At 70.9% G+C, this 23,539-nt stretch carries 24 protein-coding genes and 1 pseudogene; 15 read left to right on the forward strand and 10 right to left on the reverse strand.

Translation table 11 applies throughout. The features are described from left to right. The first annotated feature begins 153 nt into the window (after window positions 1-153). From DP939_RS29060 to DP939_RS29070, 3 genes are read left to right on the forward strand one after another with little or no spacing between them, the layout of a single operon-like run. Window positions 154-1,002: a DUF4158 domain-containing protein gene (locus DP939_RS29060; RefSeq protein ID WP_113984008.1), complete on the forward strand. Its 849-nt coding sequence runs from the start codon at window positions 154-156 to the stop codon at window positions 1,000-1,002. Then, the gene (locus DP939_RS29065; protein WP_113984009.1) at window positions 999-3,005 is read left to right on the forward strand and encodes a Tn3 family transposase; all 2,007 of its coding nucleotides are present in this window, start codon (window positions 999-1,001) and stop codon (window positions 3,003-3,005) included. Before DP939_RS29060 ends, DP939_RS29065 begins: the two co-directional genes overlap by 4 nt. Beyond that, window positions 2,947-3,336 carry a hypothetical protein gene (locus tag DP939_RS29070; RefSeq protein ID WP_113984010.1) on the forward strand — a complete coding sequence of 130 codons (390 nt, stop codon included), beginning with the start codon at window positions 2,947-2,949 and terminating at the stop codon, window positions 3,334-3,336. The genes DP939_RS29065 and DP939_RS29070 overlap by 59 nt, the downstream gene beginning before the upstream one ends. Here the strand turns inward: DP939_RS29070 and DP939_RS29075 are convergent. Beyond that, window positions 3,237-4,190 (reverse strand): recombinase family protein, encoded by a 954-nt coding sequence (locus tag DP939_RS29075; RefSeq protein WP_199565486.1) that lies wholly within the window; start codon window positions 4,188-4,190, stop codon window positions 3,237-3,239. The two genes, DP939_RS29070 and DP939_RS29075, sit on opposite strands and share 100 nt — an antisense overlap. Here DP939_RS29075 and DP939_RS29080 point away from each other — a divergent pair. The 4 genes and pseudogenes from DP939_RS29080 to DP939_RS29095 form a co-directional block, all read left to right on the forward strand. Then, window positions 4,180-4,818 (forward strand): isochorismatase family protein, encoded by a 639-nt coding sequence (locus DP939_RS29080; protein WP_113984011.1) that lies wholly within the window; start codon window positions 4,180-4,182, stop codon window positions 4,816-4,818. The genes DP939_RS29075 and DP939_RS29080 overlap by 11 nt on opposite strands. Before the next feature lie 98 nt (window positions 4,819-4,916). Beyond that, a complete protein-coding gene (locus DP939_RS29085) occupies window positions 4,917-5,444 on the forward strand; it encodes a MarR family winged helix-turn-helix transcriptional regulator (RefSeq protein ID WP_113984012.1) in 528 nt (175 codons plus the stop codon). An 18-nt stretch (window positions 5,445-5,462) separates the two neighbouring features. Then, window positions 5,463-5,738: a hypothetical protein gene (locus DP939_RS29090; protein ID WP_113984013.1), complete on the forward strand. Its 276-nt coding sequence runs from the start codon at window positions 5,463-5,465 to the stop codon at window positions 5,736-5,738. Between the two features lie 4 nt (window positions 5,739-5,742). Beyond that, window positions 5,743-6,450: pseudogene (locus DP939_RS29095) on the forward strand (IS5 family transposase); the annotation flags it as partial. A 55-nt stretch (window positions 6,451-6,505) separates the two neighbouring features. Here the strand turns inward: DP939_RS29095 and DP939_RS29100 are convergent. Both DP939_RS29100 and DP939_RS29105 read right to left on the reverse strand, forming a co-directional pair. Beyond that, on the reverse strand, window positions 6,506-7,219 hold the full coding sequence (locus DP939_RS29100) for a hypothetical protein (protein WP_113984015.1): 714 nt from the start codon (window positions 7,217-7,219) through the stop codon (window positions 6,506-6,508). Further along, window positions 7,212-7,748 (reverse strand): RNA polymerase sigma factor, encoded by a 537-nt coding sequence (locus DP939_RS29105; RefSeq protein ID WP_113984016.1) that lies wholly within the window; start codon window positions 7,746-7,748, stop codon window positions 7,212-7,214. Before DP939_RS29105 ends, DP939_RS29100 begins: the two co-directional genes overlap by 8 nt. A gap of 222 nt (window positions 7,749-7,970) precedes the next feature. On the opposite strand from DP939_RS29105, the gene DP939_RS29110 reads away from it, so the two are divergent. The 4 genes from DP939_RS29110 (at window position 7,971) to DP939_RS46365 (ending at window position 11,277) form a co-directional block, all read left to right on the forward strand. Then, entirely contained in the window at window positions 7,971-8,507 is a 537-nt protein-coding gene (locus tag DP939_RS29110; RefSeq protein ID WP_113984017.1) for a PadR family transcriptional regulator, read from the forward strand. After that, window positions 8,504-9,241, forward strand: a complete 738-nt coding sequence (locus tag DP939_RS29115; protein WP_113984018.1) for an ABC transporter ATP-binding protein — start codon at window positions 8,504-8,506, stop codon at window positions 9,239-9,241. Before DP939_RS29110 ends, DP939_RS29115 begins: the two co-directional genes overlap by 4 nt. Window positions 9,242-9,246: 5 nt before the next feature. Further along, window positions 9,247-11,037 (forward strand): ABC transporter permease, encoded by a 1,791-nt coding sequence (locus tag DP939_RS29120; protein WP_113984019.1) that lies wholly within the window; start codon window positions 9,247-9,249, stop codon window positions 11,035-11,037. Between the two features lie 78 nt (window positions 11,038-11,115). Then, complete coding sequence (locus tag DP939_RS46365; RefSeq protein WP_158578741.1) at window positions 11,116-11,277, forward strand: hypothetical protein; 162 nt, start codon at window positions 11,116-11,118, stop codon at window positions 11,275-11,277. 69 nt (window positions 11,278-11,346) lie between these two features. Here DP939_RS46365 and DP939_RS29130 read toward each other — a convergent pair whose 3' ends face one another. Both DP939_RS29130 and DP939_RS29135 read right to left on the reverse strand, forming a co-directional pair. After that, window positions 11,347-11,949 (reverse strand): class I SAM-dependent methyltransferase, encoded by a 603-nt coding sequence (locus tag DP939_RS29130; RefSeq protein WP_113984020.1) that lies wholly within the window; start codon window positions 11,947-11,949, stop codon window positions 11,347-11,349. 26 nt (window positions 11,950-11,975) lie between these two features. Further along, window positions 11,976-13,445: an MFS transporter gene (locus tag DP939_RS29135; RefSeq protein WP_113984021.1), complete on the reverse strand. Its 1,470-nt coding sequence runs from the start codon at window positions 13,443-13,445 to the stop codon at window positions 11,976-11,978. 92 nt (window positions 13,446-13,537) lie between these two features. Between DP939_RS29135 and DP939_RS29140 the strand changes: the two genes are divergently transcribed. Continuing rightward, entirely contained in the window at window positions 13,538-13,921 is a 384-nt protein-coding gene (locus tag DP939_RS29140) for a winged helix-turn-helix transcriptional regulator (RefSeq protein WP_199565487.1), read from the forward strand. A 182-nt stretch (window positions 13,922-14,103) separates the two neighbouring features. Here the strand turns inward: DP939_RS29140 and DP939_RS29145 are convergent, their stop codons facing one another. Beyond that, entirely contained in the window at window positions 14,104-14,331 is a 228-nt protein-coding gene (locus DP939_RS29145) for a hypothetical protein (RefSeq protein ID WP_113984023.1), read from the reverse strand. Window positions 14,332-14,487: 156 nt separating this feature from the next. Beyond that, window positions 14,488-15,840, reverse strand: coding sequence for a TrkH family potassium uptake protein (locus DP939_RS29150; protein WP_225878560.1), 1,353 nt, complete (start codon window positions 15,838-15,840; stop codon window positions 14,488-14,490). Between the two features lie 304 nt (window positions 15,841-16,144). On the opposite strand from DP939_RS29150, the gene DP939_RS29155 reads away from it, so the two are divergent. Then, window positions 16,145-17,320, forward strand: coding sequence for an agmatinase family protein (locus DP939_RS29155; protein ID WP_113984025.1), 1,176 nt, complete (start codon window positions 16,145-16,147; stop codon window positions 17,318-17,320). 135 nt (window positions 17,321-17,455) lie between these two features. Next, complete coding sequence (locus tag DP939_RS29160; protein WP_225878561.1) at window positions 17,456-18,436, forward strand: tyrosine-type recombinase/integrase; 981 nt, start codon at window positions 17,456-17,458, stop codon at window positions 18,434-18,436. A gap of 78 nt (window positions 18,437-18,514) precedes the next feature. Here DP939_RS29160 and DP939_RS29165 read toward each other — a convergent pair whose 3' ends face one another. The 3 genes from DP939_RS29165 to DP939_RS29175 all read right to left on the reverse strand — a co-directional run bounded on the left by DP939_RS29165 (window position 18,515) and on the right by DP939_RS29175 (window position 22,978). Beyond that, window positions 18,515-21,643: a BTAD domain-containing putative transcriptional regulator gene (locus DP939_RS29165; protein WP_225878562.1), complete on the reverse strand. Its 3,129-nt coding sequence runs from the start codon at window positions 21,641-21,643 to the stop codon at window positions 18,515-18,517. A 108-nt stretch (window positions 21,644-21,751) separates the two neighbouring features. Beyond that, window positions 21,752-22,117: a DUF4288 domain-containing protein gene (locus tag DP939_RS29170; protein WP_158578742.1), complete on the reverse strand. Its 366-nt coding sequence runs from the start codon at window positions 22,115-22,117 to the stop codon at window positions 21,752-21,754. A gap of 54 nt (window positions 22,118-22,171) precedes the next feature. Continuing rightward, complete coding sequence (locus DP939_RS29175; protein ID WP_158578743.1) at window positions 22,172-22,978, reverse strand: MBL fold metallo-hydrolase; 807 nt, start codon at window positions 22,976-22,978, stop codon at window positions 22,172-22,174. A 55-nt stretch (window positions 22,979-23,033) separates the two neighbouring features. Here DP939_RS29175 and DP939_RS29180 point away from each other — a divergent pair, with 55 nt between their 5' ends. Then, window positions 23,034-23,417 carry a winged helix-turn-helix transcriptional regulator gene (locus tag DP939_RS29180; protein ID WP_158578744.1) on the forward strand — a complete coding sequence of 128 codons (384 nt, stop codon included), beginning with the start codon at window positions 23,034-23,036 and terminating at the stop codon, window positions 23,415-23,417. Window positions 23,418-23,539 lie beyond the last annotated feature (122 nt).

The raw sequence follows: 23,539 nt of genomic DNA on the forward strand, positions 1-23,539 counted from the left end.
GCTGATCAGGGGGACCGGGACTCTACTGACGGGTAGCTATGCTAAGGACGGATCCGCAGGTCGGCAGGGGTGAGGTTGACCGACGTTTGGTTTGATTTCGATTTGGGTGTACTGACCGGTAGTGGCTGTCTGCATCCATAGCGTCGCGTTTCTGTGGCTGTTGACTATCTCTCGGACGAGCAGGTCCGGCGGTATGGGGCGTTCGTGGCCGACCCGACGCCCGAGGAGCTGGAGCAGTTCTTCTTTCTTGATGAGCAGGGGCTGGTGGAGGCTCGGAAGAAGCGGCGCAAGCACAATCGGCTGGGCTGGAGCGTTCAGTGGGGCACCGTACGGATGCTGGGGACGTTCCTGGAGGATCCGATCGAGGTCCCGTGGGCGGTGGTCGACTACGTCGCTGAGCAGCTGGGGATCGACGATCCGTCGTGTATCAAGCGGTACGCCGAGCGGAGTGAGACGCAGTACGAGCACACCGGCGAGATCCGGAAGTTGTTGAAGTTCCGGGAGTTCGCCGAGGCCGAAGAGGAGATCGTGCGGTTCGTCGCCTCGCGGGTAGCCACGACGCGCGACTCGCGGCGGGAGTTATTCGACCGGGCGGTGCTTCATCTGATCGAGAAGCGGGTGCAGCTGCCGGGGTTCACGACGTTGGCGCGGCTGGTGCGGGATGTGCAGTTGTCGACGCTGGAGGAGATCAACGCGGCGGTGGTGGCACCGACGCCGGTGCACACGCGGCGGGAGCTGATCGGCACGCTGGAGGTGCCGGAGGGCAAGCGGGTCTCGACGCTGGAGTGGATGCGTACCCCGGTGGTGCAGCTGACCGGCAAGGGGATGGTCGCCGCGCTGGATCGCACCTCCTGTGTGCTGGGGCTGGGGACGGGTGCGGTGGATCTGTCGGCGGTCGCGCCGGTGAAGCTGGCGGAGCTGGCCTCCTACGGGCTGCACGCCAAGACGACGACGGCGACGCCGAATGGCGGGCGTCGCTGGTCGATCGGTATGCGACGGTGAGGCCGTTCATCGACATGCTGTCGGCGGTGATCCCCTGGGGCGCGACCGAGGCCGGCGCCGAGGTCCTTTCCGCGCTGCGCGGCCTGCCGAAGGTGATCGCGGCCCGCAAGCCGGGCGCCGAGCACGTCCGGGGGTTCGAGGGCCTGGTGACGGGGTCGTGGCGGCGGCTGGTGTTCGCCAATCCGAAGCTGCAGGCCCGGGCGATCGACCGGCCCGCCTACGTGTTCTGCGTGCTGGAGCTGCTGCACGACGCGCTGCGCCGCCGGGACGTCTACGCGGTCGGCTCCGACAAGTGGGCCGATCCGCGCGTCCAGCTGATCGAACCCCGGCTGTGGGCGCGGGAGCGGGACACGGTGCTGACCGCGCTCGGCCTCCCGGCGGATCCTGCCGAGCACCTGGCCGACCTCGCCGACCTTCTGGACGGCGCGTTCCGGCAGGTCGGGGAGGGCCTGGCGGGCAACGACACGGCCAGGATCTCGGGCGGGAAGCTGTCGCTGGCCCGGCTGGAGGCGGCCCCGCACCCCGAGGGTTTCGCCGCGATCCACGACGCGGTCGCGGGGATGCTGCCCCGGATCGACTACCCGGAGCTGATCTTGGAGGTCAACGCCCGGACGGGGTTCTTGGACGCGATGCCGCACATCTCCGGGTCGCAGGCGCGCCGCGAGGACCTCGATCTGAGCCTGGCGGCGTTGCTGGTGGTCAGGTCGTGCAACATCGGGCTGACGCCGGTGGCCAAGCCCGGCACCGCCGCGTTGGGCGAGAGCCGTCTGGTCGGGGTGGAGAAGGGCTACTTCCATGGTGAGGGCATCGGGAAGGCGTCGTCGATCCTGGTGGACAAGCAGGCCGGCATCGAGATCACCGCGGGCTGGGGCGGCGGCCTGGTCGCCTCCACCGACGGGTTGCGGTTCGTCGTCCCCGTCCGTTCCCTGCACTCGCGGCCGTCTCCGCTGTACTTCGGGATCGGGAAGCGGCCGCGCGGCACGACCTGGCTGAACACCGTCTCGGACAATGTGATGGGGCTCGGCGGTCTGGTGGTGCCGGGGACGATGCGGGACTCGATGTTCATCCTGGACGCCATCCACCGCCTGGACGCCACCGAGCCGCCCGACATCGTCACGACCGACACCGGCTCTTACAGCGACGTCGTCTACGGCATGTTCGCGATCTGCGGCTACCAGTTCGCGCCCCGTCATGCCGACATCACCGACACCCAGCTGTGGTGGGTCGACGCCGCCATGCTGAAGGGCGAGATCACCCGCGACCACCGCGGCTCCAACGGGTGGGGCGCGTTCAACGAACTTCAGCTGCGGCGGGTGTCGGTCCCCGCGATCGTCCAGTACTGGGATGACATGGTCCGGGTCGCCGGATCGTTGTCGACGAACAAGGTCCGCGCCTATGACCTGATCAAGATGATGACCGCGGGCGGGCGGCTCACCGGTCTGGGCAACGCGTTCGCCGCCTACGGCCGGATTTTCAAGACGCTGCACCTGCTCCAGATCATCCACGTCGAGTCCTACCGGCGGATGATCGGCGCCCAGCTCAACACCGGAGAGTCCCGCCACCAGCTCGCCCGCCGCGTGTTCTTCGGCAACCTCGGGCAGCTGCGCCAAGCCTATGAACGCGGTATGGAGAACCAGCTCGGCGCCCTCGGCCTCGGCTTGAACGCGATCACTTGGTGGAACAGCCTCTACATCGACGCCGCCGTCGCCCGGCTGGAGGCTGGCGGCCTGGGCATCGGCCGTGAGATCAAGGCCCGCCTGTCACCTCTACTGTTCGAGCACATCAACTTCCACGGCTCCCACCCCTTCCACCGCCCCCAACTGGAGGAAGGAGCCTGCGGGACCTGCGCGACCCCAACGCCGTCGAGGACGAGCCGGAGGAATAGAGCACATGGTGGGCGACGACTCCCCTCCAGGCCCGGACGCGGCACAGGCCGGCTTCACCGTGCCGTCCCGCTCCGACGGATGGCCCGACCTGCTCGGACGGCGGCCCCTGACCCGTGACGAGCGTGCCGAACTGCGGCGTGCGCTGGACGCCGAACCCGAGCCCGGCAGCACCGACACCGCCTCGGATCCTCTGTTCCTGGCCTACCTGACCATCGACGGCCTGGACCGCGAAGGCGACCCGCGAAAGGCGATGCGGCTGCGCGGCCGGATCCTCGCGGCCGCACGCAGCGCCGCCGAACAGCGCCGCACCACCTTCCACGCCACCGAAACCACCGTGACGGTCGGGATCTACGGCACGGACGCCGCCGCCCGGATCACCGTGCTGCGCACCGCGTTGGCCGCGCTCGTCACCAAGCAAGGGCTGGCCGCCCGCGACGAACCATGGTGAGCGGCAGGAGATAAAGGGGTTCCCCTACCCCATGGTCGTCGGCACGGCGGCGGCTCCGTCGTGTTCACGCAGCATGCGCAGGACGGTGGCCGGGGAGGGGTGCCGTCCCTTCTTGGCGCCTTAGTGATGACGAGGCGGGCGGCGATGTCGCGCAGGCTGACCCCCTGATCGCGTAGGTGCAGGGCCATGGCGAGCATGTTCTCGTCGGTGACGGTGGCGCCGCCGATGGTCTTGCCGCGGGCGCGGGCCGATTCGTGGCCTTCCAGGGTGCGGTCGCGGATGTACTTGCGCTCCATGCCCGACAGCGCGGCCGGCACGGTGAACACCACGCCGGACGGGTCGTGGGAGCCCTGAAGCTCGCCGGTGAGGAATTCCAGGCCGATGCCGGTGGCGCGCAGCTGCTCGGCGAGGGCGGCCAGGTCGAGGCCGCGGCCGAGCCGTTTGTGCTTGTGCACCACGAGGGTGACCGCGATCCCGGCGGTGCGGAACTCATGAGCCAGGGCGACGGCCTTGTCGAGCTCGGGCCGGGTGGTGGCGCGGGTGGAGATCTTCTCGGCGAAGATCCGGGTGACGCCGACGGCTGCCAGGGCGTCGTGCTCGGCGTCCTCATGCAGCTTGTCCCGGTCTCCATCGCCGTACTCGTGTTCGGGGCGGCCATGCTGGTACTGCTGGCCGGGGCGCGCGCTGCTGCGTACGGGCCGGGCGCGGTAGCAGCTTTTCGCACGACAATCTTGGAATACCTGCCTGCGCAGACAAGTTACAGTAGGCGTGGACGCCGACTGACCAGGTGTCGGATCCACTCGCATTTTCTGTACTCGACACGATTCAGAAGAGGAAAAGACGATGGCACGCAACCCGCTCTCCGCCGACAACGCGGCGATCGTACTGATCGACCACCAGGTCGGAATGGCCAACCTGCTCCGTTCCCACACTCTGGAGGAGCACCTGAACAACACTGTCGCCCTGGCCAAGGTGGCGAAGATCTTCGGCGCACCGTTCGTCGTCACGGCAGGCCCCTCCGACGGCCTGGGAGGTCAGCTCTACCCGGAGCTTGCCCAGGTCGTGGGTGACCACCCTGTCGTTGAGCGCATTCCCCCGATGTACGACGGCTTCGGCGACCCGGGCTTCACCGCGGCCATCGAGGCAACCGGACGCCAGAAGCTGATCATGGCGGGTGTTCAGACTGACGTCTGCCTGTCATTCACCGCGCTGACCGCCCTTGACCGCGGCTACGAGGTGTACCTGGTCGGGGACGCGTCGGCCGCCGGCACCAAGGAGACTCACGAGCTCGCGATGCAGCGGCTCATCCAGGCTGGAGCGATTCCGGTGGGGTGGCTTGCCGTCGGGTCCGAGTTCCAGCGCGGCTGGACCGAGGACAGCAAGACCGCGAAGGCGTTCGCTGAGGTGATCTACGATCACGCCCCCGCGTGGAAGCAGCAGGGCGTCCTTACCGCCGGCGTCCGGGAGCACGCGGCCAAGTAGGGCCACGTGGCGGTCCGCGGTTCACCGCGGGCCGCCACACCCGTGTGGGCGGGCACATCGGTTCGTCACCGAGATGAGCTGCCGATACCGTGCTCCTCATGGCGACCGACAAACTGCGAGAGCTCGAGAACCAGGCGTGGCGAGGGTTCCTGCTCACCCACGATCGGATCTGGCGAGAGATCGAGGCGGGTCTCGCTCCCCTGAACGTGAGCATGGCCGAATACAACGTGCTGGCGCTGCTGGGCGAGGCCGGTCGCAACGGCATGCGGATGTCGGAGCTCGCCCAGCAGCGCCTGATGTCCACCGGTGGATTCACCCGGCTCGCCGACCGGCTCGAGCATCGCGGCCTGATCGAAAGACGACGATCGGCCGACGACGGGCGCGGCTTCGAGGTGGTCCTGACCAAGGACGGCAGGGCGCTCCTGGGCAAGGCATGGCGCCGGCAGTACGGCGATCTGCGCAGACTCTTCTTCGACCCGCTCGACGACGAGCACCTGCGCGGCCTCGCCGACGTCTGGGCGCGGCTCGACCCGGACCAGCACTCCTCGTGGGTGTGTCAGGGGGTCAGCCCACATAAGCCCAAAACCCACATTGGGATGATCTTGAGGGGGAAGACCCAAGCATGAGCGCAGAGCCGCGGCTCGGTGAAGGTCTTGGTCCAGCCGGCGGCGATGGCGCACCTGACCCCGCTGATCTGGACCTACCCGGACAGGTACCGGTTCTCCTCCCACCCGGAGGACTGGATCGCCTACGAACGCTCCCGATTGCGCTCGGAGCTGACCCGGATCAGCCGGCTGTTGTCGGCGACGGTCGCTCCGCACGCGGCCACCCGGCCGGAGGAGGAATGGGTCAATCTGGTGCTGGGCCAGCTCAACGTCGTCCAGGCGGCGCTCACCTTGCTGTCCAAGGCGGGGGCGTGAACCCGTGCGACCCCGCCTGTACCCCTCCGATACAAACGATGCCGAATGGGCGTTGATCGAGCCGCTGTTGCCGGTCGCGTCCTGCCGGACGCCGCGCGGTGGCCGTCCGGAAGCCCACCCGCGGCGTGACATCGTCGATGCGATCCGCTACCTGGTGGACAGCGGGTGCAAGTGGCGCAGCCTGCCGGCGGACTTCCCGCCCTTTCAGGCGGTGTACGGGTTCTTCGCCCGCTGGGCCCGGGCCGGGGTGGTACGGCATCTGCTCGGTGAGCTGCGCCGCGCGATCCGGGTGCGCTCGGGGCGCTGCCCCAATCCGGTGGCGCTGATCATCGACTCGCAAAGCGTCAAAGCATCCGAGACGATGAGTAAGGCGACGCACGGATACGATCCGGGCAAAAAGGTTAATGGTCGCAAGCGGACCGTTCTAGTGGACGGCGGTGGGCTGCCGGTGGCGGTGATGGTCACCCCGGCGGGCACCCCGGACCGCGAGGTGGCCCGTGAGCTGTTGTGGCGGGCCCGCCTGACCCACCCCGAGATCACGCTCACCTGGGCTGATGGCGCCTACGGCGGCGAGCTGGTCACCTGGGCGCGGACCTTCCTCGCCCTGACCATCAAGGTCGTCTCCCGCCCGCCCGGGCAACGCGGGTTCGTCGTACTGCCCCGCCGCTGGGTAGTGGAAAGGACGCTGAGCTGGCTGCTCCGCGCCCGTCGTAAGCCCGGTTACTGAGCGTTACTTGGCGGTTAAGGTTGCGCTCGGGGGAACACCCCTAATCGGCGGATGAGACCGTCGGCGCGGCCGGGACGTCGTATGCCGCGACCGACCAGGCTCCGAGACGCTTACCCAGTTTGGCGGCCAGCCGGTCGGCTGTCTTCGCGCTGGACAGGTCGTACTTCCTCTCGCATGCACCCTTGGGCGGGCACGAACTGCGTCCGCGCGCGACGGGCGCATCGGGGGGGAAGACCCAGAACGTGATTTTGTGATCGCGGCCTAGCCAGCCCGGCTCATACGCCTTGTCCGCGAGCATGCTGAGCGCACCGTCCGGGCCGCACATGCCGCCAGCGCCGCTCCCTCCCTCAGTGCTGAAGAAGATCGAGCCAGGCATCTGGCAGAAGATCACGACCGTGATCTTCTTGCTTGTGGGACGGAACCGGAGGCTCACTTTCGTCGCCGACTGTGACATCCTGGCTCCCGCCAGACGATCCAGCCCCTTGTAGACACGCGGCGCCTGCTCGAAGGCCGGGGAAGCCGCGGGCGGCGGCGCGGGTTCGGAAACGCCGACCAGGTTCGACACCAGCATGACCACTGTCATGACGACCACCGTGGTGGCGACGGCGGCGCCTGCCGTCCAGCCCCAGCGCGTGCGAGGCCGCCGTGCGGGAGCCTGGCGAGCGGCCAGCCGCGCGCGGGCCCTGGCCACGGTCTCGGCTGACGGCGGCGGCACGTCCGGTATCGCCTGGGCAAGCATCGTGACCTCATCCACCGTGCGCCTCCTTGAGCGGGTTGACGTCGCCTAGCGCCTTGCGAAGCTGCTTACGTGCTCGGTTGAGCCGGGACGCGACGGTGCCGCAGGGGATCTCCAGGGCGGCGGCGACCTCCTGGTGGGTCAACCCACCCAGCGCCACCAGCAGCACCACGTCCCGGTCACCACGGTTCAGACCGGCAAGCGCCCCCGCGAGCCTGCCATTGAGCTCTCCGGCCGCGACACGAGTGAGCGTCGCGTCCTCGTGGCTTTGCGCCTCGCGTTCAGATGTCCGGCTGAGCGCTTTCCACCTGCGGATCTCGCTACGGCGGTGTCTGGAGACGAGATTCGTGGCGATGCCGTACAGCCAGGGCCTGACCTGACCGAGCGAGGATTCGTATCCGCCTCTGGCCGCGACAAGGAAGACCTCAGCCGCCAGGTCGTCGGCGTCGTCGATGGAAAGCCGTCGGGCGATGTAGCGGTGGATCTCGGCGAAGTGCGCGTCGAAGATCCGATCGAGGTCGATGCCCAGCTGGGTCGGAACGCTCATCCCAGTTGCCCCATTGGCATCCGTAGTTGGGTCACGCACTGCTCTCCATCCGATTCGGAAAGGCGGTCACCTCTGATTGCCCGATGGGCCGGAATGGTTTCACGCATCCCCCAGCAAGCCCTTAGGGCGCCCGAGCAGGGCGAAAGGCCGCTCGGACCTTGATGCGGCGTTTGACACCTCCTATAGGTAACCGCTATCTATGGGCCAACCGTTAGGGGTGTGATGCAGGACGCAGTGCTGGCGATGCTCGCCAAGGAACCGTCGCATGGGTACCACCTGCACGCTCGGCTGCAGCGGAGCCTCGGCCCGCTCGGTGAGTCGATGAACCGAGGTCAGATCTATGTGACGCTGGCCCGGCTGGAAAGAGCCGGGCTCGTGGCCTGTGAGCGGGCCGACGGCCTGCCGGAGCGGCCGGAGCGCAAGGTCTATGCGCTGACGGCCGCCGGGCAGCAGCGGGTGGCCGCCTGGCTGGCCGAGGTGGGCTGGCCCAAACCGGACCTGGCGGAGTTCCACCTCAAGCTCGCCGCCGCCGCGGTGGCCCGGCTGGCCGACCCGGTCGAGCTGGTGGCGGCGCAGCGCCGTGCGCTGCTGCGCCGCCTGCGCGAGGTCCAGCAGGCGGCGCTGGCCGAGCCGGCGGGATCGGGCGCGGGCCTGCTGCTGGAAGGGGTCGTGCTGCGGCTGCAGGCGGATCTGCGCTGGCTGGATTCCTGCGAACGGGCCTGGACGGCCAAGGCCGCAGGCGAAACCGAGGACGCATGAACGTGTTGCAGGCCCGCGGCCTGGTGAAGACGCACGGCCAGGGCCAGAGCCGGGTCCGCGCCGTGGACGAGATCGACCTGGACGTGCCCCAGGGGCAGACGCTCGCGGTGATGGGCCCCAGCGGCTGCGGAAAATCCACCCTGCTGCACCTGCTGGGCGGCCTGGAGCGGCCCAGCGATGGAGAGGTGCGGCTGGCCGGGCGGCGCATCGACACGCTGAGCGAACGGGCCCTCGCGCGCCTGCGACGCCGCTCTGTGGGATTCATCTTCCAGGCGTTCCACCTGGTGGAGGAACTGTCGGCGGCCGAGAACGTCGAGCTGCCCGCGCTGCTGGCCGGGCGCTCGCGCCGCCAGGCCAAGCGGCGTGCGGGCCTGCTGCTGGAAAGGGTCGGGCTCGCCGAGCGGGCCGGGCACCTGCCGTCGCAACTGTCCGGCGGGCAGCGCCAGCGGGTCGCCGTCGCCCGCGCGCTGGCCAACGACCCGCTGGTCGTCCTGGCCGACGAGCCGACCGGCAACCTCGACACCGCGGCCACCCTTGAGGTGCTGAGGATCTTCCAGGAACTGCGTTCGGCGGGGCAGACCCTGCTGATCGTCACGCACGACGAGCGGGTGGCGGCCACCGCGGACCGGCTGATCTCGATGCGCGACGGGATGTTCGTCGATGACACCCGGCTGGCCGGCTCCCACCCACACGGCCTCGGCGGGCTCGGCGGCCTGATCGGGCTGGAGGGCTGAACGCCATGGGCTCCCTCGCGCTCGTCGCGCTGCTGGTGTGGGCCGACGTACGCCGCCACAAGGCGCAGGCCGCGATGCTCCTGCTCGCGGTCGCCGCGGCCACCGCCACCCTGGCCCTGGGCCTGTCCCTGCGCGGCGTGAGCGACACGCTGTACGCGCAGACCCGCGCGGCCACCGCCGGGCCGGACGTCGTGGCGCTGTCCGGCGACACCGGCCCCGCGCTGACCTCCGCGTTCACCTCGCTGGCGAGCGCGCCCGAGGTGGCCGCCCACCACGGCCCCTATCGCGTCGTCTACGCCGACCTCACCGCGCGCGATTCCATCTCCTCCCCGGTGGTGGTACAGGGCTTCACCGAGACGCCCGGCGCGATCAACCGGCCGCTGGTCACCTCGGGGCGCTGGGTCCGCCCCGGCGGCACGGTCCTCGAACGCGGCTTCGCCACCGCGCTGGGCGTCGGCGTCGGCGACCACGTCACCATCGCCGGCCGGAGGTACCCCGTCGTCGGGATCGCCGTCACCACGGCCACCTCCATCTACCCCTGGGCCGCGCAGATCGGCCCGTACGGAGGCCCCAGCGACTACAGCGGCCTGGCCTGGATGACCCGATCGGATGCCCGCGTACTGGCCTCCTCCCACAATCTCCCGGTGACCACCGCCCTGGACCTCAAGCTGCGCGACCCCGCCGCGACCGAGGCGTTCCGCGACGCACACCGCGACGCCACCGTCAGGATCAACTTCCACTCCTGGCAGTTCACCGCCCAGCAGGACATGACCATCCTCAGGAACAGCGAGCCGATCCTGGTCATCGGCAGCTGGCTGCTCGGCTTCCTGGCCGTCACCGGCGTGGTGGCTCTGGCCGCGGGACGCGCCGCCGAGCAGACGCGCCGGGCCGGGCTGCTCAAGGCCGTCGGCGCCACCCCCGGCCTGATCGCCGTCGTCCTGCTCACCGAGTACCTGGCGCTGGCCCTGGCCGGTGACGCGCTGGGACTGCTGATCGCCCGCCTGGCCATGCCCGCCATCGCCAGCCCCACCGCCAGCCGGATCGGCGACGCGGCCGGGCCCGGCGGCGTCACCATCGTCATCGCGACCGCGCTGGCCATGGCGGTGGCCCTGCTGTCCACGCTGCGCCCGTCCCTGCGGGCCCTGCGCACCGCGACCGTCACGGCGCTGACCGCCGGCGCGCACCGGCCCCGTCACCGGCCCTGGCTCACCGCGCTGTCGGCGCTGCTGCCCACACCGCTCCTTCTCGGGCTGCGGCTGACCGCCCGGCGGCCGGGCCGGGCCGTACTCCACGCGTGCTCCACCGCCACCACGGTGATCGCGATCAGCGCTCTGCTGACCGTCCACGCCCAGCAAGAGCGAGGGTACGGCCTGGACGGCTCCTCCGCCCTGCCCAACCTGCGGGGCGCGCAGGACCGGCGGCTGATGCTCGCCGTCACCGTCCTGCTGGTCGCGCTCGCCGTCGTGAACACCATCGTCTTCACCTGGACCACCGCCATGGAGGCCCAGGCGAACATGGCCATCGCCCGCACACTCGGGGCCACCCCCGGGCAGATCACCACGGGACTGTCCGCCGCCCAACTGCTGCCCAGCCTGCCCGGCGCCCTCATCGGCGTCCCCCTGGGCATCGGCCTGCACGCGTTATTCGCCGCCAGGAACGCGACACAGCCCCCTGCCTCCTGGCTGCTCGGCGCCGCGCTCGCGATCCTGCTGGCCACGGCGGCGCTGACCGCCCTGCCCGCGCGCCTGGCGGCACGCCGCCCCGTGGCGCAGGCCCTCAGCGCCGAAACCACCTGAACGGCCCCGCTCAGCGCTCACCAGGCGACGACACCCGCATCGTCGAAGAAGCCGCCGCGCGGACCATCATCGGGCAGGGTGGCCAGCCGGATCGCGATCGCCGCGCCCTGCTCGGGCGTCCGCGACCCGGCCGCCGATGCCCGCGTTGTTGACCAGTACGTCCAGCCGCCCCGCCGCCCGCTCGATCACCGCCGCGGCGGCGACGCTGTCATCGGAGGTGACGTCGGGTCACCACGGTGATCGCCTGGCCGCCCGGCAGCCGCTCCCTGGAGGTCGCATCGCTCGTCCGCGCGGCGACCGATCTTCGTGTCAGTGCGGGGGCCTGCGCCAGATGATGCTGTAGCGCAGCAGCAGGTGACGGCGGAACCGCGACCCGGGCAGGAGCTCGGCGGCCAGTGCCCGCATCTGCGGATACGTCACCGGCGGCGGCCACACCATCGGGGAGGGGTGCTCCCAGTTGCCCTTGGCGGCGCGATGGAAGGTGCCGGCCATGACCCCGGCGAGATCGCGCGGCAGGTCGCGGGGCATGACACTGCGGGCCAGGCCGACGATCGCCAGGACACCGCCGGGGCGCAGCAGCTCACGCATCCGCGACAACCCGGCGGCGGCGTCCATATGGTGCAGCGTGGCCACTGACGCGACGACGTCGAAGGACGCGGGCTCGAACGGGTGGGTGAGGAAGTCGCCCACGATGTACTCCACGTCACCCGGATGCTCCCGGGCCTGCTCGACGCTGGGCGCGTGCAGGTCGATGCCGGTGACGTGCGGTACGGCCCGCCGCAGCCCCCGGGCCAGCATGCCCTCGCCGCACCCCACGTCAAGGGCCCGCCGCGCGCCCGCGGGGACGGCGCGCAGGATCTGCGGGTGGTAGTGGATGTTGTGGTTCCACCGCTTGCCGTTGTTGACCGCCATGCGGTCATCCTGCCGGAGACGCGGCCTCAAGGGGTCCGCAACGGGGTTCGCAGCATCACCGCCGCCGCGGCGGCGGTCGCCCACAGCAGTCCCGCCGCACCGGCCAGCGTCGCGCCCAGCCCGGTCTGGAAGGCGCCCTGCGCGGCCCGGAGCAGGTCACCGGCCTGCGCGGGGGCCAGCGTCCGCGCGATCTCACCGGCCGCCGACAGCGACCGGTCCGCCCCGGCGGGTACGGCCGGCAACGCGGCCCGGTACACGACGGACAGCACCGTACCCAAGATCGCGATGCCCAGCCCCGCCCCCAGCTCGAAGGAGGTCTCCTGGATGGCGGCGGCCTCCCCCGCCCGCTCCGCACGCGCGGCCGACATCACCAGATCCGCCCCGAGCGTCATCACCGTCCCGGCCGCCACCCCCGCCACGACCAGCACCACCGGGACGACCGGCCCGCCGCGCGCCGCCGCCAGTACGGCCACCGCGCCACCGAACGCCGCCAGCGCCGTCACCACGGTCGCGCGCTCACCCCACCGGCGCGCCGGCCACGGCGCCGCCGCCGCGCCCAGCGCGTTGGCCACGGCCAGAGGGGTGAGCGCGAGCCCCGCCCGGAGCGGGCCCAGCCCGTCCGCGAGCTGAAAGGACTGGGTGAGGAAGAACAACAGCGCCGTGTAGCAGCCGAAGCAGGCCAGTACGCACACCGTCGCGGCGGTGAACCGGCGGTCGGCGAACAGCGACAGGTCCAGCAGCGGATTCGCCGAACGCCGCTGCCGCCGCACGAAGGCCGCCAGCAGCGCCAGGCCCGCGGCCCCGGTGATCGCCGCCCCCGGTGACGGGTGTTCCCCGGCCTGCTTGACGGCGTAGACCACGAGTCCCAGGCCCGCGATGGAGATCGCCGCGTCGGCGGTCCGCCAGCGGCGCGGTGCCGGGTCCCTGGACTCGGGGATCAGCCGGGCGCCCGCGCCCAGCGCGATGCCGACGATGGGCACGTTGATCAGGAAGACCGCGCCCCACCACCAGCGTTCCACCAGCGCCCCGCCGAGGACCGGGCCGATCGCGGCCCCCGCGCTGTGCGCGGCGGTCCACACGCCGATGGCGACCGCCCGCTCCCGGCCGTCGGCGAAGACCCACCTGATGATCGCCACGGTGGACGCCATGATCATCGCAGCGCCCACGCCGAGCAGCACCCGGGCGCCGATGAGCTGCGCCGTCGTACCCGAGACCGCGGCCAGGGCGGACGCGAGGCCGAACACCGCGAACCCGGCCAGCACCATCCGCCGCCTGCCGAACCGATCGCCCAGGGTGCCGCAGGTCACCAGCAGCGCGGCCACCGTCAGCGAGTAGACATCGACGATCCACAGCAGCGCGGTCGCGGAGGGCATCAGCTCCCCGGCCAGGGTCGGCAGGGCGACGTGCAGCACGGTCAGGTCGATCCCGACCAGGAACAGGCTCGCGCACATCACCGCCAGGATCGCCCACCTGCGGGGGCGTTCGTCTCGGTGCATGCCCCCCAGCCTGGGGACGACGCTATGGAACCCACAAGTACAGTCTTTCTTGTGACATAGTGCCGTTTTGTATACCAATGGAGGTCAGAAGCATGCGTTCCAAGCTGCAGGACATGCCGGACGGCTGCCTGGTCGAGGTCGCCATGGAGATCCTCGGCGGCCGCTGGAAGCTGTCGATCGTCTCCAAGCTGCTTCTGGGCACCCATCGGTTCGGCGAGCTTCGGCGGGAGATGAACGGCATCACCCAGCGGATGCTCACCCGCCAGCTACGCGAACTGGAGGAGGACGGCATCGTCTCGCGCACGGTCTACCGCGAGGTGCCGCCCCGGGTGGAGTACTCGCTCACCGATACCGGCAGGAGGCTGGAACGGATCGTCCACCTGCTCGACGAATGGGGCAGGTGGTACGCCAAACGCGATCGCTCAGCGAATGTCTCGCCGGAAAGAACCCTGAATGAGGCCGGGATTTCCCCATGAAATACATCGGAATCCGGCGCGAACCACCACGGCCGGAAAGAGAGGCCAAAAGGCCCGCCGGGCAGTGGGAACCGTGTTAACGCCGGATTCCGTGTCAAATCTTTACGCGACCAGGTGCCGCCTGCGGCGGGAGCACCGATTCACCGGGGCGCGTAAGGCGTTCGCCGCACCGGCGGCGATCGTCACTTCCAGTAGGCGAGCGCGTGACGCCCGGTCGCCTCGATGCGCGTGCAGAAGTAATTCGCGGGGGCCAGCTTGAGATCGATCTGACAAGCCCTCGCACCGGCGGCCGTGCCCGGGTAGGTCTTGACGATGACCCGGGTCGCCGCGGACGCCGGAGCCGATCCGAGGACAAGGGCGGCGGCGGCCGTCGCGGTGACAACGGACATCGTCTTGATAATGCGCTTCATGACAATCCCTTTCCTTACATTGGCTTTGAAAGATCATTACACGGACATAAGCTGCGCGGCCCCTTCAAAGTGCGTGAACTATCTCATATGGCCCAAATGTCACACCCGGGACGTGAAATCCATCTCATACGGGGGACCTGCTGCCCGCCGGGCGGGTCAGCCGACGATCATCCGCTGTTCGGGCAGCTCGTAGCGTCGCCTGCGCTCCTTGAGCGCCAGGGCCGACCCCAGCGTGAGCGGGCCGACCCGGCCCACGAACATCAACGCGATCAGCAGCAGCTGCCCGGCCGGTGGCACGGTCGCCGTGATCCCCGTCGACAGGCCGACCGTCGCGAAGGCCGAAATGACCTCGAACAGCACCGAGTCCAGGCTGTGCGGGGTGAGCCGGCGCAGTACCAGGGTGGACAGCGCGATCACCGCGGTGCTGAGCGCCGTGATCGCGATGGCCTGACGCTGGGTCGCCATGCCCAGCGCGCGATGGCCGATGTCCACGCGAGGCCGCCCGCGCAACTCCGCCCACACCATGAACAGCAACATGCCGAACGTGGTCACCTTGATGCCGCCGGCCGTTCCCGCGCTGCCGCCGCCGACGAACATCAGCACGTCGGTGACCAGCCAGCTGGAGGGCTCCATCCCCGCGACGTCCAGGCTGTTGAAACCGGCGGTACGGGGCATCACCGAGGCGAAGAAACCGGCCAGCACCTTGCCCGCCGCGTCCAGCGGGCCGAGGGTCCTCGGGTTGTGCCACTCCCCCGCCACGAACGCCAGCGTCCCGGCCGCCAGCAGCACCCCGGTCAACCCCACCGTGATCCGGGTCAGCAGCGACCAGCTCCGCGGACGCCGCGAACGCAGCAACTCGAACGCCACCGGAAACCCCAGCCCGCCCACGATCACCGCGAGGGCGATGGGCAGGCAGATCCACGGGTCGGTGACGAAGCGCATCAGGTTGTCCGGCCACAGCGCGAACCCGGCGTTGTTGAACGCCGACACCGCGTGGAACACGCCGAGGTAGACCGCCCGCCCCAGCGGCTCGCCGTACCCCAGGGCGAACCGGCCGGTGAGCACCACCGCCACCACCGACTCGCAGACCAGGCTGAACAGCACGACATCGCGCACGGTGCGCCCGATGCCCGTGACCTCCAGCGCCTTGGTCTCGGCCTGGGCCATCAGCCGCGAACGCAGCTTCAACCGGCCCGACACCGCGGCGGTGAACAACGTGGCCAAGGTCATGATGCCCAGCCCGCCCACCTGGATCAGCAGGGCGATGGCCACCTGGCCGAACACCGACCAATGGCCCGCCGTGTCCACCACCGCCAGCCCCGTCACGCACACCGCGGAGGTGGCGGTGAACAGCGCGGCCGCCCAGCCCGCCGACCGTCCGGTGGCGGTGGCGATGGGCAGGTCGAGCAGGACCGTGCCGACCAGCACGGCGGCGGCGAAGCCGATCACGACCGCCCGTGAGGGATGACGTCCCCGCCCTGAGACGACGGCGCCGATGGCGCTCAGCACGCCCGCCCCCCATGGCAGCCTCGCCCCGGTCGCATCAACGCCTCCATCGTCACAGCGGCGTGGCCACCACCATCCCCCCAGGCAGGCGGGCGTGCCACGGCTCGTTCTCGGCAGAGAACCGGTAGGCGACCATATACGGCATCTGAGGGAATTCCTGTGATCTTGATGCGTTCTTGACGCCCAGGACCTGCCACGATCCCCCAGGCCGGTCCTCGGCGCTGCGGGTGCGGGCCGCGCGGATGCTTTCCGGAACCTAGGCGCTCTCCCACGTTGTCCATGGCCGCCGTGCGCGCAGGTACACCACATGGGCATAAATCCGGAAGATCTCACCGGCGGGCGGGCGAAGCGCCTCGAGCGCGAACTGAGCGACCGCAAATACCAGGAAGAACTCCGGCGCATCCACCGCCTGGGCCTGCCACCGGCCGGCTCCATCCAGGACAAGGAACTGGCCTCGACGTTCCAACGCGGCGAAGTGCCCCATTTCTCGGGCATCAAGACATTCCTCAAGACCCCCTACCTGGAAGACGTCACCCTCGTCGGAGAACACGAAGTCGCCGTCGTCGGAGTACCCCTCGACACCGGCACCACCTACCGCCCCGGACCCCGATTCGGCCCCGAAGGCATGCGCAGCATCTCCGCCCTCTACTCGCCCTACTACTACGAACGCGGCGTGGACCTACGCGAACAACTCGACATCGTCGACGTCGGCGACATCTTCATCACCCCCGCCAACCTCGAAAAGGCCTTCGACCAGATCACCAAGGGCATCGAGCACATCGTGTCCAACGGCGTCTTCCCCGCCATTCTCGGCGGCGACCACTCCATCGGATTCCCCACCGCCAGAGGCGTGATGAACGCGTTCGGCCGGAAGATCGGCGTCATTCACTTCGACCGCCACCTGGACACCCAAAAACGCGACCTCGACGAACGCATGCACACCACCCCCTGGTACTGGGCGGCGCACGAACTGCACTTCGACATGGGCAACCTCGTGCAGATCGGCATCGGCGGCTGGCAGGTGCCCAGACCCGGCGTCGCGGGCGCGCGCGAGGGCGGCTCGGTCGTGATCACCGTCGAGGACGTGGAGAAGCACGGCCTGGACGCGGTCGCCGACCTCGCACTGGAGGTGGCCTGGAGCAACGGCGCCGAAGGCGTGTTCCTGTCCTTCGACATCGACGCCATCGACCCCGGCTTCGCCCCCGGCACCGGCTGGCCGGAACCCGGCGGCCTCTACCCACGCGAAGCGCTCAAACTGGTCCGCCGCTTCGCCGCCGAAGGACTCCTCGGCATGGAGGTGGTGGAGGTGTCACCGCCCTACGACAGCTCGGACGTGACTTCCCTGCTCGGCGTACGCCTGATCTGCGACGTACTGGCCGCCTCGGTCGAAGCGGGCAAACTGGGCCGCGACCGGAGCGGCCGACCCCAGACCGCACGCGCGCGCGAGATCGACGACCGGGCCCGCGAGGGCGACGGCGCCTAGTCTTCTCCGCCGTCCTCGCCGCGCTCGGCATGTGCGCGGACGGCCTCGGCGAGGGGCCTGTCCGGCAACCCGTTCGCCCTGGCCGAACAGGTACCGCCCGGCGCATGACCAAGATCGGCGGTTAAGATCGGCCGGGTGGACGCGCTCGCCCGACCCGCACCGCCGCGGCACCCGGATCTGGCCCCGGCCGCCGCCGACCCCTACCACGCCTACCTCGACTCCCTCACCAGCGCCGAGTCACGCCGCACGATGGCCGGCTGCCTGGACCGCATCGCCCGCATCCTCACCGGCGACCAGACCGCCACCGGAGCCGGGCAGCCCTGGCACCTGCTGCGCTACGAGCACACCGTGCGCATGCGCGCCCTGCTCATCGGGCAGGGCTGGTCCCCCGCCCACGTCAACAAACACCTCGTCGCGCTGCGCCGGGTGCTGCGCGAGTCCTGGCGCCTGGGCCGGATGACCGCCGAGGAGTACCAGCGCGCGGCCGATCTGCCGACCGTCCAGCACACCCGGCTGCCCACCGGCTCCCACGTGCCGCCGGAGGTGGTGGCCGCGGTACTGGCCGTCTGCGAGGCCGACGAGGGCCCCGCCGGGCTTCGCGACGCGGCCCTGGTCGCCGTCCTGTACTCCACCGGCTGCCGCCGCGCCGAGATCGCCGCCCTCGGCCTCGCCGACTACGACCCGGCCGCCCGCTCACTGCGCGTACGCGGCAAACGCGACCGCGAGCGGCTGGCCTACCTCACCGGCGCGGCGGTCGCCCGGCTGGAACGCTGGCTGGCCGTACGCGGGGGAACGGCGGGCGCGCTGTTCTGCCCGATCGGCCGTACCGGACGGCTGCGCCACCGCGACGGCGCGCCCGCGCCGATGACCGGGCAGGCGGTGGCCGACATCATCCGCCGCAGGCTCGCCGCCGCGGGCGCGTCCAGGAAGACGCCGCACGACTTCCGCCGCACCTTCATCGGCGAACTGCTCGACGCCGGCGTCGACCTGGCCACCGCGCAGGCCCTGGTCGGCCACGCCTCCCCGGCCACCACGGCCCGCTACGACCGGCGCCCTGAGCATCGTCGTAGAGAGGCTGTTGATCGTTTGATTTTGCCGGAGGCTCGGCCGCTCTAAACCCGACGCCTTTACAAAGTATAATATGTCCGAATTTTATCGACTTCGCCTGGGCCGGATCCCCCCGCTGACGCCGGGTCAGCCGCCCAGGGCGGCCTCGGCCAGTTCCCTCCAATCCCCCTGCCGCCCGGTCCGGGCCGCCTCCGCGAACACGGCGTCCCCCACGTGCTCGCGTGCGGCCGTGGCGATCCTCGTGGCGTCCGGGTGTGAACGATCCGGCGTACCGCGCACGGCTTCGCTCGCCCCGAGCAACCGTGCGGCCTGCTCATGCCGCCCCTGGCGCAGCGCGAGATCCGCGATGCCGATCAGCACCTCGGCGATGAGCGGCGGGAAGGCGTGATCGGCGGCCACGCGGAACGTCTCGGCCAGAAGCGCGCGGGCCTCCTTCACATCCTCGGCGAGGTAGCCGTACTGCGTGGTGATCGTGGTTTGGAGGACGTCGGCGCCGGGCATCGCCCGGACCTTGGCCAGGTGCCCGCGTGCCCGCTCCGGCTCACCGCGCCAGCGCGCCAGTTGCGCCATCGAGATCTCCAGCTCGGTGAGCGCGTCCGGCCAGGCGATCCCCTCCGCGGCCCGCTGCGCCTCGGCCATCGCGAAGGCGCTGGAGCGCTCGTCGCCGAGCTGCCAGTAGAGCCGGGCCTGCCGAGACCGCAGGCCGACCACGTCCTCGGCCGCGCCCAGCTCGGCCAGCGCCGCGATCGCCTCTTCATAGTGGCGGCACGCACGTGCCGGCTCGCCGCGCATGGCGAGCCGGTCGGCCAGGTAGGTCAGCGCCAGCGAGATCCCGTACCGGTCGCCCAGCGCGCGGAACTCGGCGAGCGCGATGTCGATGTCGAGGTCCATGTCGGTCGTGTCGCGGCCGTACGCGAGCCGCATCTTGCCGCGCGTCAGCCTCGCCTGCGCGCGCACCCACGGGTCGGCGTCGGCGATGAGCGGATCGAACGCGGGCAGGAACCCCGTCGGTTCGCGCAGCAGCCGCTCCAGCAGCCCGACGAACCCGAGCAGCGGGTTGCGGTACCGGCCGCGCCGGGTGAGCCGGTACGCCTCGTGGATCCACTCCTGCGCCTGATACTCGTCGCCGTGCCCGGAGGACACGAACACCGTCGCGGTGAAGTACGCCATCGCGCGCAGCTCGTCGGGGACCTCACCGTCCAGCGCGGCCACCGTGACGCACATCTCGGTGCCCTCGGCCTTGTTCCCGCTGAGGAACCAGTACCAGCCCGCGGGGACGACCAGCCGCATCGCCTCCTCGGCCCAGCCCTCGGCGATCGCCACCCGCAGGGCCGCGCCGATGTTGTCGTGCTCGGCCTTGAGCCTGGCCAGCCACTCCAGTTGCTCGGCCCGGCGCAGGTGCGGCTCGGCCGTCTCGGCGAGGTCGGTGAAGTAGGCCAGGTGCGCCCGGCGCGCCGCCTCGGTCTCCCCCGCCTCGGCGAGCCGGTGCGCGGCGTACTCCCTGATGGTGTCGAGCATCCGGTAGCGCGGGGCGCCCTCGCCGTCGGCGAGCAGCAGCGACTTCTCGGTCAGCGCGGTCAGCACGTCGAGCACCTGCTCCCCGGCGAGCGCCGGGCCCGCGCAGACCCGTTCGGCCGCCTCCAGGCTCGCCCCGCCGGAGAACACCGAAAGCCGCCGCAGCACGCCGCGTTCGGCTTCGGTCAGCAGGTCCCAGCTCCAGTCGACGACCGCGCGCAGTGTCTTGTGCCGCGGAAGCGCCGTCCGGCTGCCGCCGGTCAGCAGCCGGAAGCGGTCATCGAGCCCGCGTTCGAGCTGGTCGATGGACATGGTGCGCAGCCGCGCCGCGGCCAGTTCGATGGCCAGCGGCATCCCGTCCAGCGCCCGGCAGATCCGCGCCATGGCCGACAGGGTGGGCGCGCCGGAGCCGATGTCCTTGCGTACCAGGCCCGCGCGCTCGCGCAGCAGCCGCACCGCGGGCGAGGCCCCGGCCGCGGCGGGACCGGCCCCGTCCGCGGGCAGCGCCAGCGGCTCGACCTGCCACAGCGCCTCCCCGATGATGCCGAGCGGTTCCCTGCTCGTGGCCAGGATCCGCAGCCCGCGGCACTCGCCGAGCAGCCGGTCCGCGAGCGCCGCCGCCGCCTCGATCACGTGCTCGCAGTTGTCCAGGATCAGCAGCATCGAACGCTCGCGGACCGCGCCGACGAGCAGGTCGATCGGTCCGCCGCCGCGCGCGCCGCCGAGCACCGCCCGGTCGCGCAGGCCGATCGCGGTGATGGCGGCCTGCGCCAGGTCACCGCCCGCGCCCACGGAGGCCAGCTCCACCAGCCAGGCCCCGTCCGGCAGCCCGGCGAGCATCGTCCGCGCGGTCTCGGTGGCCAGGCGCGTCTTGCCCGAGCCGCCCGGCCCGGTCAGGGTGACCAGCCGGTGCCCGCCCGCCAACGCGGCGACCGCGGCCACGTCGTCGTCCTTGCCGACGTAACTGGTCAGGCCGGCGCGCAGGTTCGTCTTGTGGCCTTCGGCCCGCTCCCCCGGCTCGCCCCGCAGCAACGCGGTGTGCAGCGCCGAGAGCTCGGGTGATGGGTCGGCGCCGAGCTCGTCGGCGAGCCGTTCGCGGGTCCGCTGGTACAGGGTCAGCGCCTCGCTCGCGCGCCCGGCCTCGGCCAGCGCGCGCATCAGGGCGGCCACGAATCCCTCCCGCAGCGGATGGGTGGCGACCAGCCCGGTCAGCTCGGACACCAGCTCCGCGCCCCGGCCGAGGCGGACGTCGGCGTCCACCCGGTCTCCGAGGGCGGCGAGGTGGAGTTCGGTCAGGCGCGCGACCGTGGCGTCGAAGGCGTCGCTGTCGCGCAGCGCGATGTCCGCCATGGCCGGGCCGCGCCACAGCGCCAGGGCCGAGCGCAGCAGCTCCGCCCGCGCGGCGGGCTCGGCGGCACGGGCCTGCCCGGCCAGGTGCTCGAACCGGCACACGTCCACGGCCTCAGGCGCCACGGCCAGCCGGTACCCGCCGGACCCGGCCTCGATCACGCCGTCCGGCAACGCCCTGCGCAGCCTGGACACCAGCGCCTGCAGGGCGTTCACCTCGTCGGCGGGCGGCCGCGCCCCCCAGATCCAGTCGACCAGCCGCGCCCGGGTGACGACCCGGCCGGGTTGGAGGGCGAGCGCGGCCAGCAGTGCGCGCAGCCGGACCCCGGGGACCTGCACCAGATCCCCATCGCGGCCGGTGACCTCGAACGGTCCGAGCAGTCCGACTCTCACATCGGCAATTGTGCCGAGCCGTGGCGACGTCCGGCCAATCGTCACTGTGCGCACACCGCCCACCTCCATCAGACATGGTAGGAGGAAACGCGATATGTCGCGGGCCCGCTAGTGTGCGGCGCCGGGGTCCGCCGCCGGGTCGCTCAGCGATGTGAGGGCGAAGGTCTCCCGGTACCGCCTGAGGTCTTCGAAGCCGCGTGAGTACAGGGCGGTGTCCTCGCCCAGGGTGTCGTAGAGGGCGGCGCGTACGTCGGCGACGCCCACGAAGGACCAGGTGACGGTCTCGTCATAGACGTTCTGGTACGAGGTCGCCTCCGCCCGGCCCATCGCCTCGGCCGTGGTACGCGCCTCCTCGACGGAGGAGGCGTGGATCAGCACGATGTCCTCGCTGTACCGGGGAGGCGCGTAGCCCCCTTCGACCTTGGTCTCATACACCAGGACGGCGATATGCGGGCTCTTGGCACGGTCGCTCACGCCACCGGATGCCGGCCCAGGGAGGTCGCCCAGTCAATGGCACCGGCCGGCGGGCTATGGCGCGGCGTGGTCGTGGCCGTGGTGGCAGGATGAGACGTCGCTCCAGTCGATGCCCGCCTTGTGGGCCCGGTTCAGCGCCTCGGGCAGGCCGTCGAGCCATGGGCGTCCGTGGCCGGGCAGTACGATCTGTGCCTCCACTCCCCTGAGATTGTCCAGGCTCGCCAGCGCCTGGGCCGGGTCGTCGTTGAGCTTGCCGGGCATGATGCCGGTCCCGGTCCGGCCGGTGACCACGTCGAGGGTGACGAGCGCGTCGCCGGTGAGCGCCACGGTCTCATCCCGGGTGATGAGCGTGCTGCTGCCCGCGCTGTGCCCGGGCGTGTGAACGACCCGCAGTCCGCCCGGCACGTCCAGCACCTCCCCGTGGCCGAAGGTCGAGGCGTGCAGCACGGGCGGCACCCGCAGGACCCCGTCGCGCGCCCAGGCCACGAACAGCGCCAGGTTGTGCGGACGCCACAGGTTGCGGACGATCCGCCGGGGCGGCCGCCGCAGCCCGAAGCCCCGGCTGAGCGGCCGGTCCGCCTCGTGAACGTGGACGAGGGCGGCGGTCTCCCTGCGCAGCCGCTCGACGATGCCCAGGTGGTCCGCGTGGCCGTGGGTCAGTACGACCGCCTTGACGGCGTCCAGCGACAGGGCCCGCCGGGCCAGCCAGTCCAGCAACTGGGACCAGTGCGCCGGCATGCCGCCGTCGATCACGGTGAGCGCGCCCTTGTCCTCCAGGACGTACCAGTTGACGTGGGAGTCGCCGAAGCGGTGGATGCCGGGCGCCACCTCCCGGCCGGTTACTTCTGTTTTGGAAGTCACGAGCAAGGACGATACCCGCGTGGCTTCTCTTATGGAAGCTGCTACTGTCCGACTCATGGCGGTGCGCCGGAACCTGGCTTACGACAACTGCCCCGCGGCCCGCGCCCTGGACGTGATCGGCGACCGCTGGGCGCTGATCGTCATGCGCGAGATCCTCAAGGGCGCGCGCAGGTTCGACGAGCTACGAGAGCGCCTGCCGGTGAGCGAGAACACCCTCGCCCGCCGGCTGCGCGAGCTGACCGAGGCGGGCATCCTCCGCAAGGAGATCTACGCCGAGCGTCCCGATCGCTTCGAGTACGTGCCCACCGCGGCCGGCACCGCGCTCACCGGCGTACTCCACGCGCTCGCCACCTGGGGAACGACCTGGACCGCCCCCGACCCGGCGGGCCCTCCCCCACCCGAGCTCCCGCCCTTCCCCCCGGCGCCCGGCAGTCCCTGACCCTCCGCCTCCACTGAAGGACGCGTGTATCTGCTGCCACGCCATTCCACGTTTCATTTCACTGCTTTCCGCGCTTTCTGGCAAACGATTTCCGGCCGCCACCCGGAGGCCACGGCGAAAAG

It is taken from the genome of Spongiactinospora rosea (genome assembly GCF_003315795.1).
GTDB classification, from domain to species: domain Bacteria; phylum Actinomycetota; class Actinomycetes; order Streptosporangiales; family Streptosporangiaceae; genus Spongiactinospora; species Spongiactinospora rosea.

Coding starts and splice junctions, on each gene's coding strand:
- DP939_RS29140 (WP_199565487.1), top strand. CDS start 13,538: ATGCGTTCCAAGCTGCAGGACATGCCGGACGGCTGCCTGGTCGAGGTC.
- DP939_RS29145 (WP_113984023.1), bottom strand. CDS start 14,331: ATGAAGCGCATTATCAAGACGATGTCCGTTGTCACCGCGACGGCCGCC.
- DP939_RS29110 (WP_113984017.1), top strand. CDS start 7,971: ATGCAGGACGCAGTGCTGGCGATGCTCGCCAAGGAACCGTCGCATGGG.
- DP939_RS29120 (WP_113984019.1), top strand. CDS start 9,247: ATGGGCTCCCTCGCGCTCGTCGCGCTGCTGGTGTGGGCCGACGTACGC.
- DP939_RS29080 (WP_113984011.1), top strand. CDS start 4,180: ATGGCACGCAACCCGCTCTCCGCCGACAACGCGGCGATCGTACTGATC.
- DP939_RS29180 (WP_158578744.1), top strand. CDS start 23,034: ATGGCGGTGCGCCGGAACCTGGCTTACGACAACTGCCCCGCGGCCCGC.
- DP939_RS29155 (WP_113984025.1), top strand. CDS start 16,145: ATGGGCATAAATCCGGAAGATCTCACCGGCGGGCGGGCGAAGCGCCTC.
- DP939_RS29085 (WP_113984012.1), top strand. CDS start 4,917: ATGGCGACCGACAAACTGCGAGAGCTCGAGAACCAGGCGTGGCGAGGG.
- DP939_RS29115 (WP_113984018.1), top strand. CDS start 8,504: ATGAACGTGTTGCAGGCCCGCGGCCTGGTGAAGACGCACGGCCAGGGC.
- DP939_RS29135 (WP_113984021.1), bottom strand. CDS start 13,445: ATGCACCGAGACGAACGCCCCCGCAGGTGGGCGATCCTGGCGGTGATG.
- DP939_RS29105 (WP_113984016.1), bottom strand. CDS start 7,748: ATGAGCGTTCCGACCCAGCTGGGCATCGACCTCGATCGGATCTTCGAC.
- DP939_RS29130 (WP_113984020.1), bottom strand. CDS start 11,949: ATGGCGGTCAACAACGGCAAGCGGTGGAACCACAACATCCACTACCAC.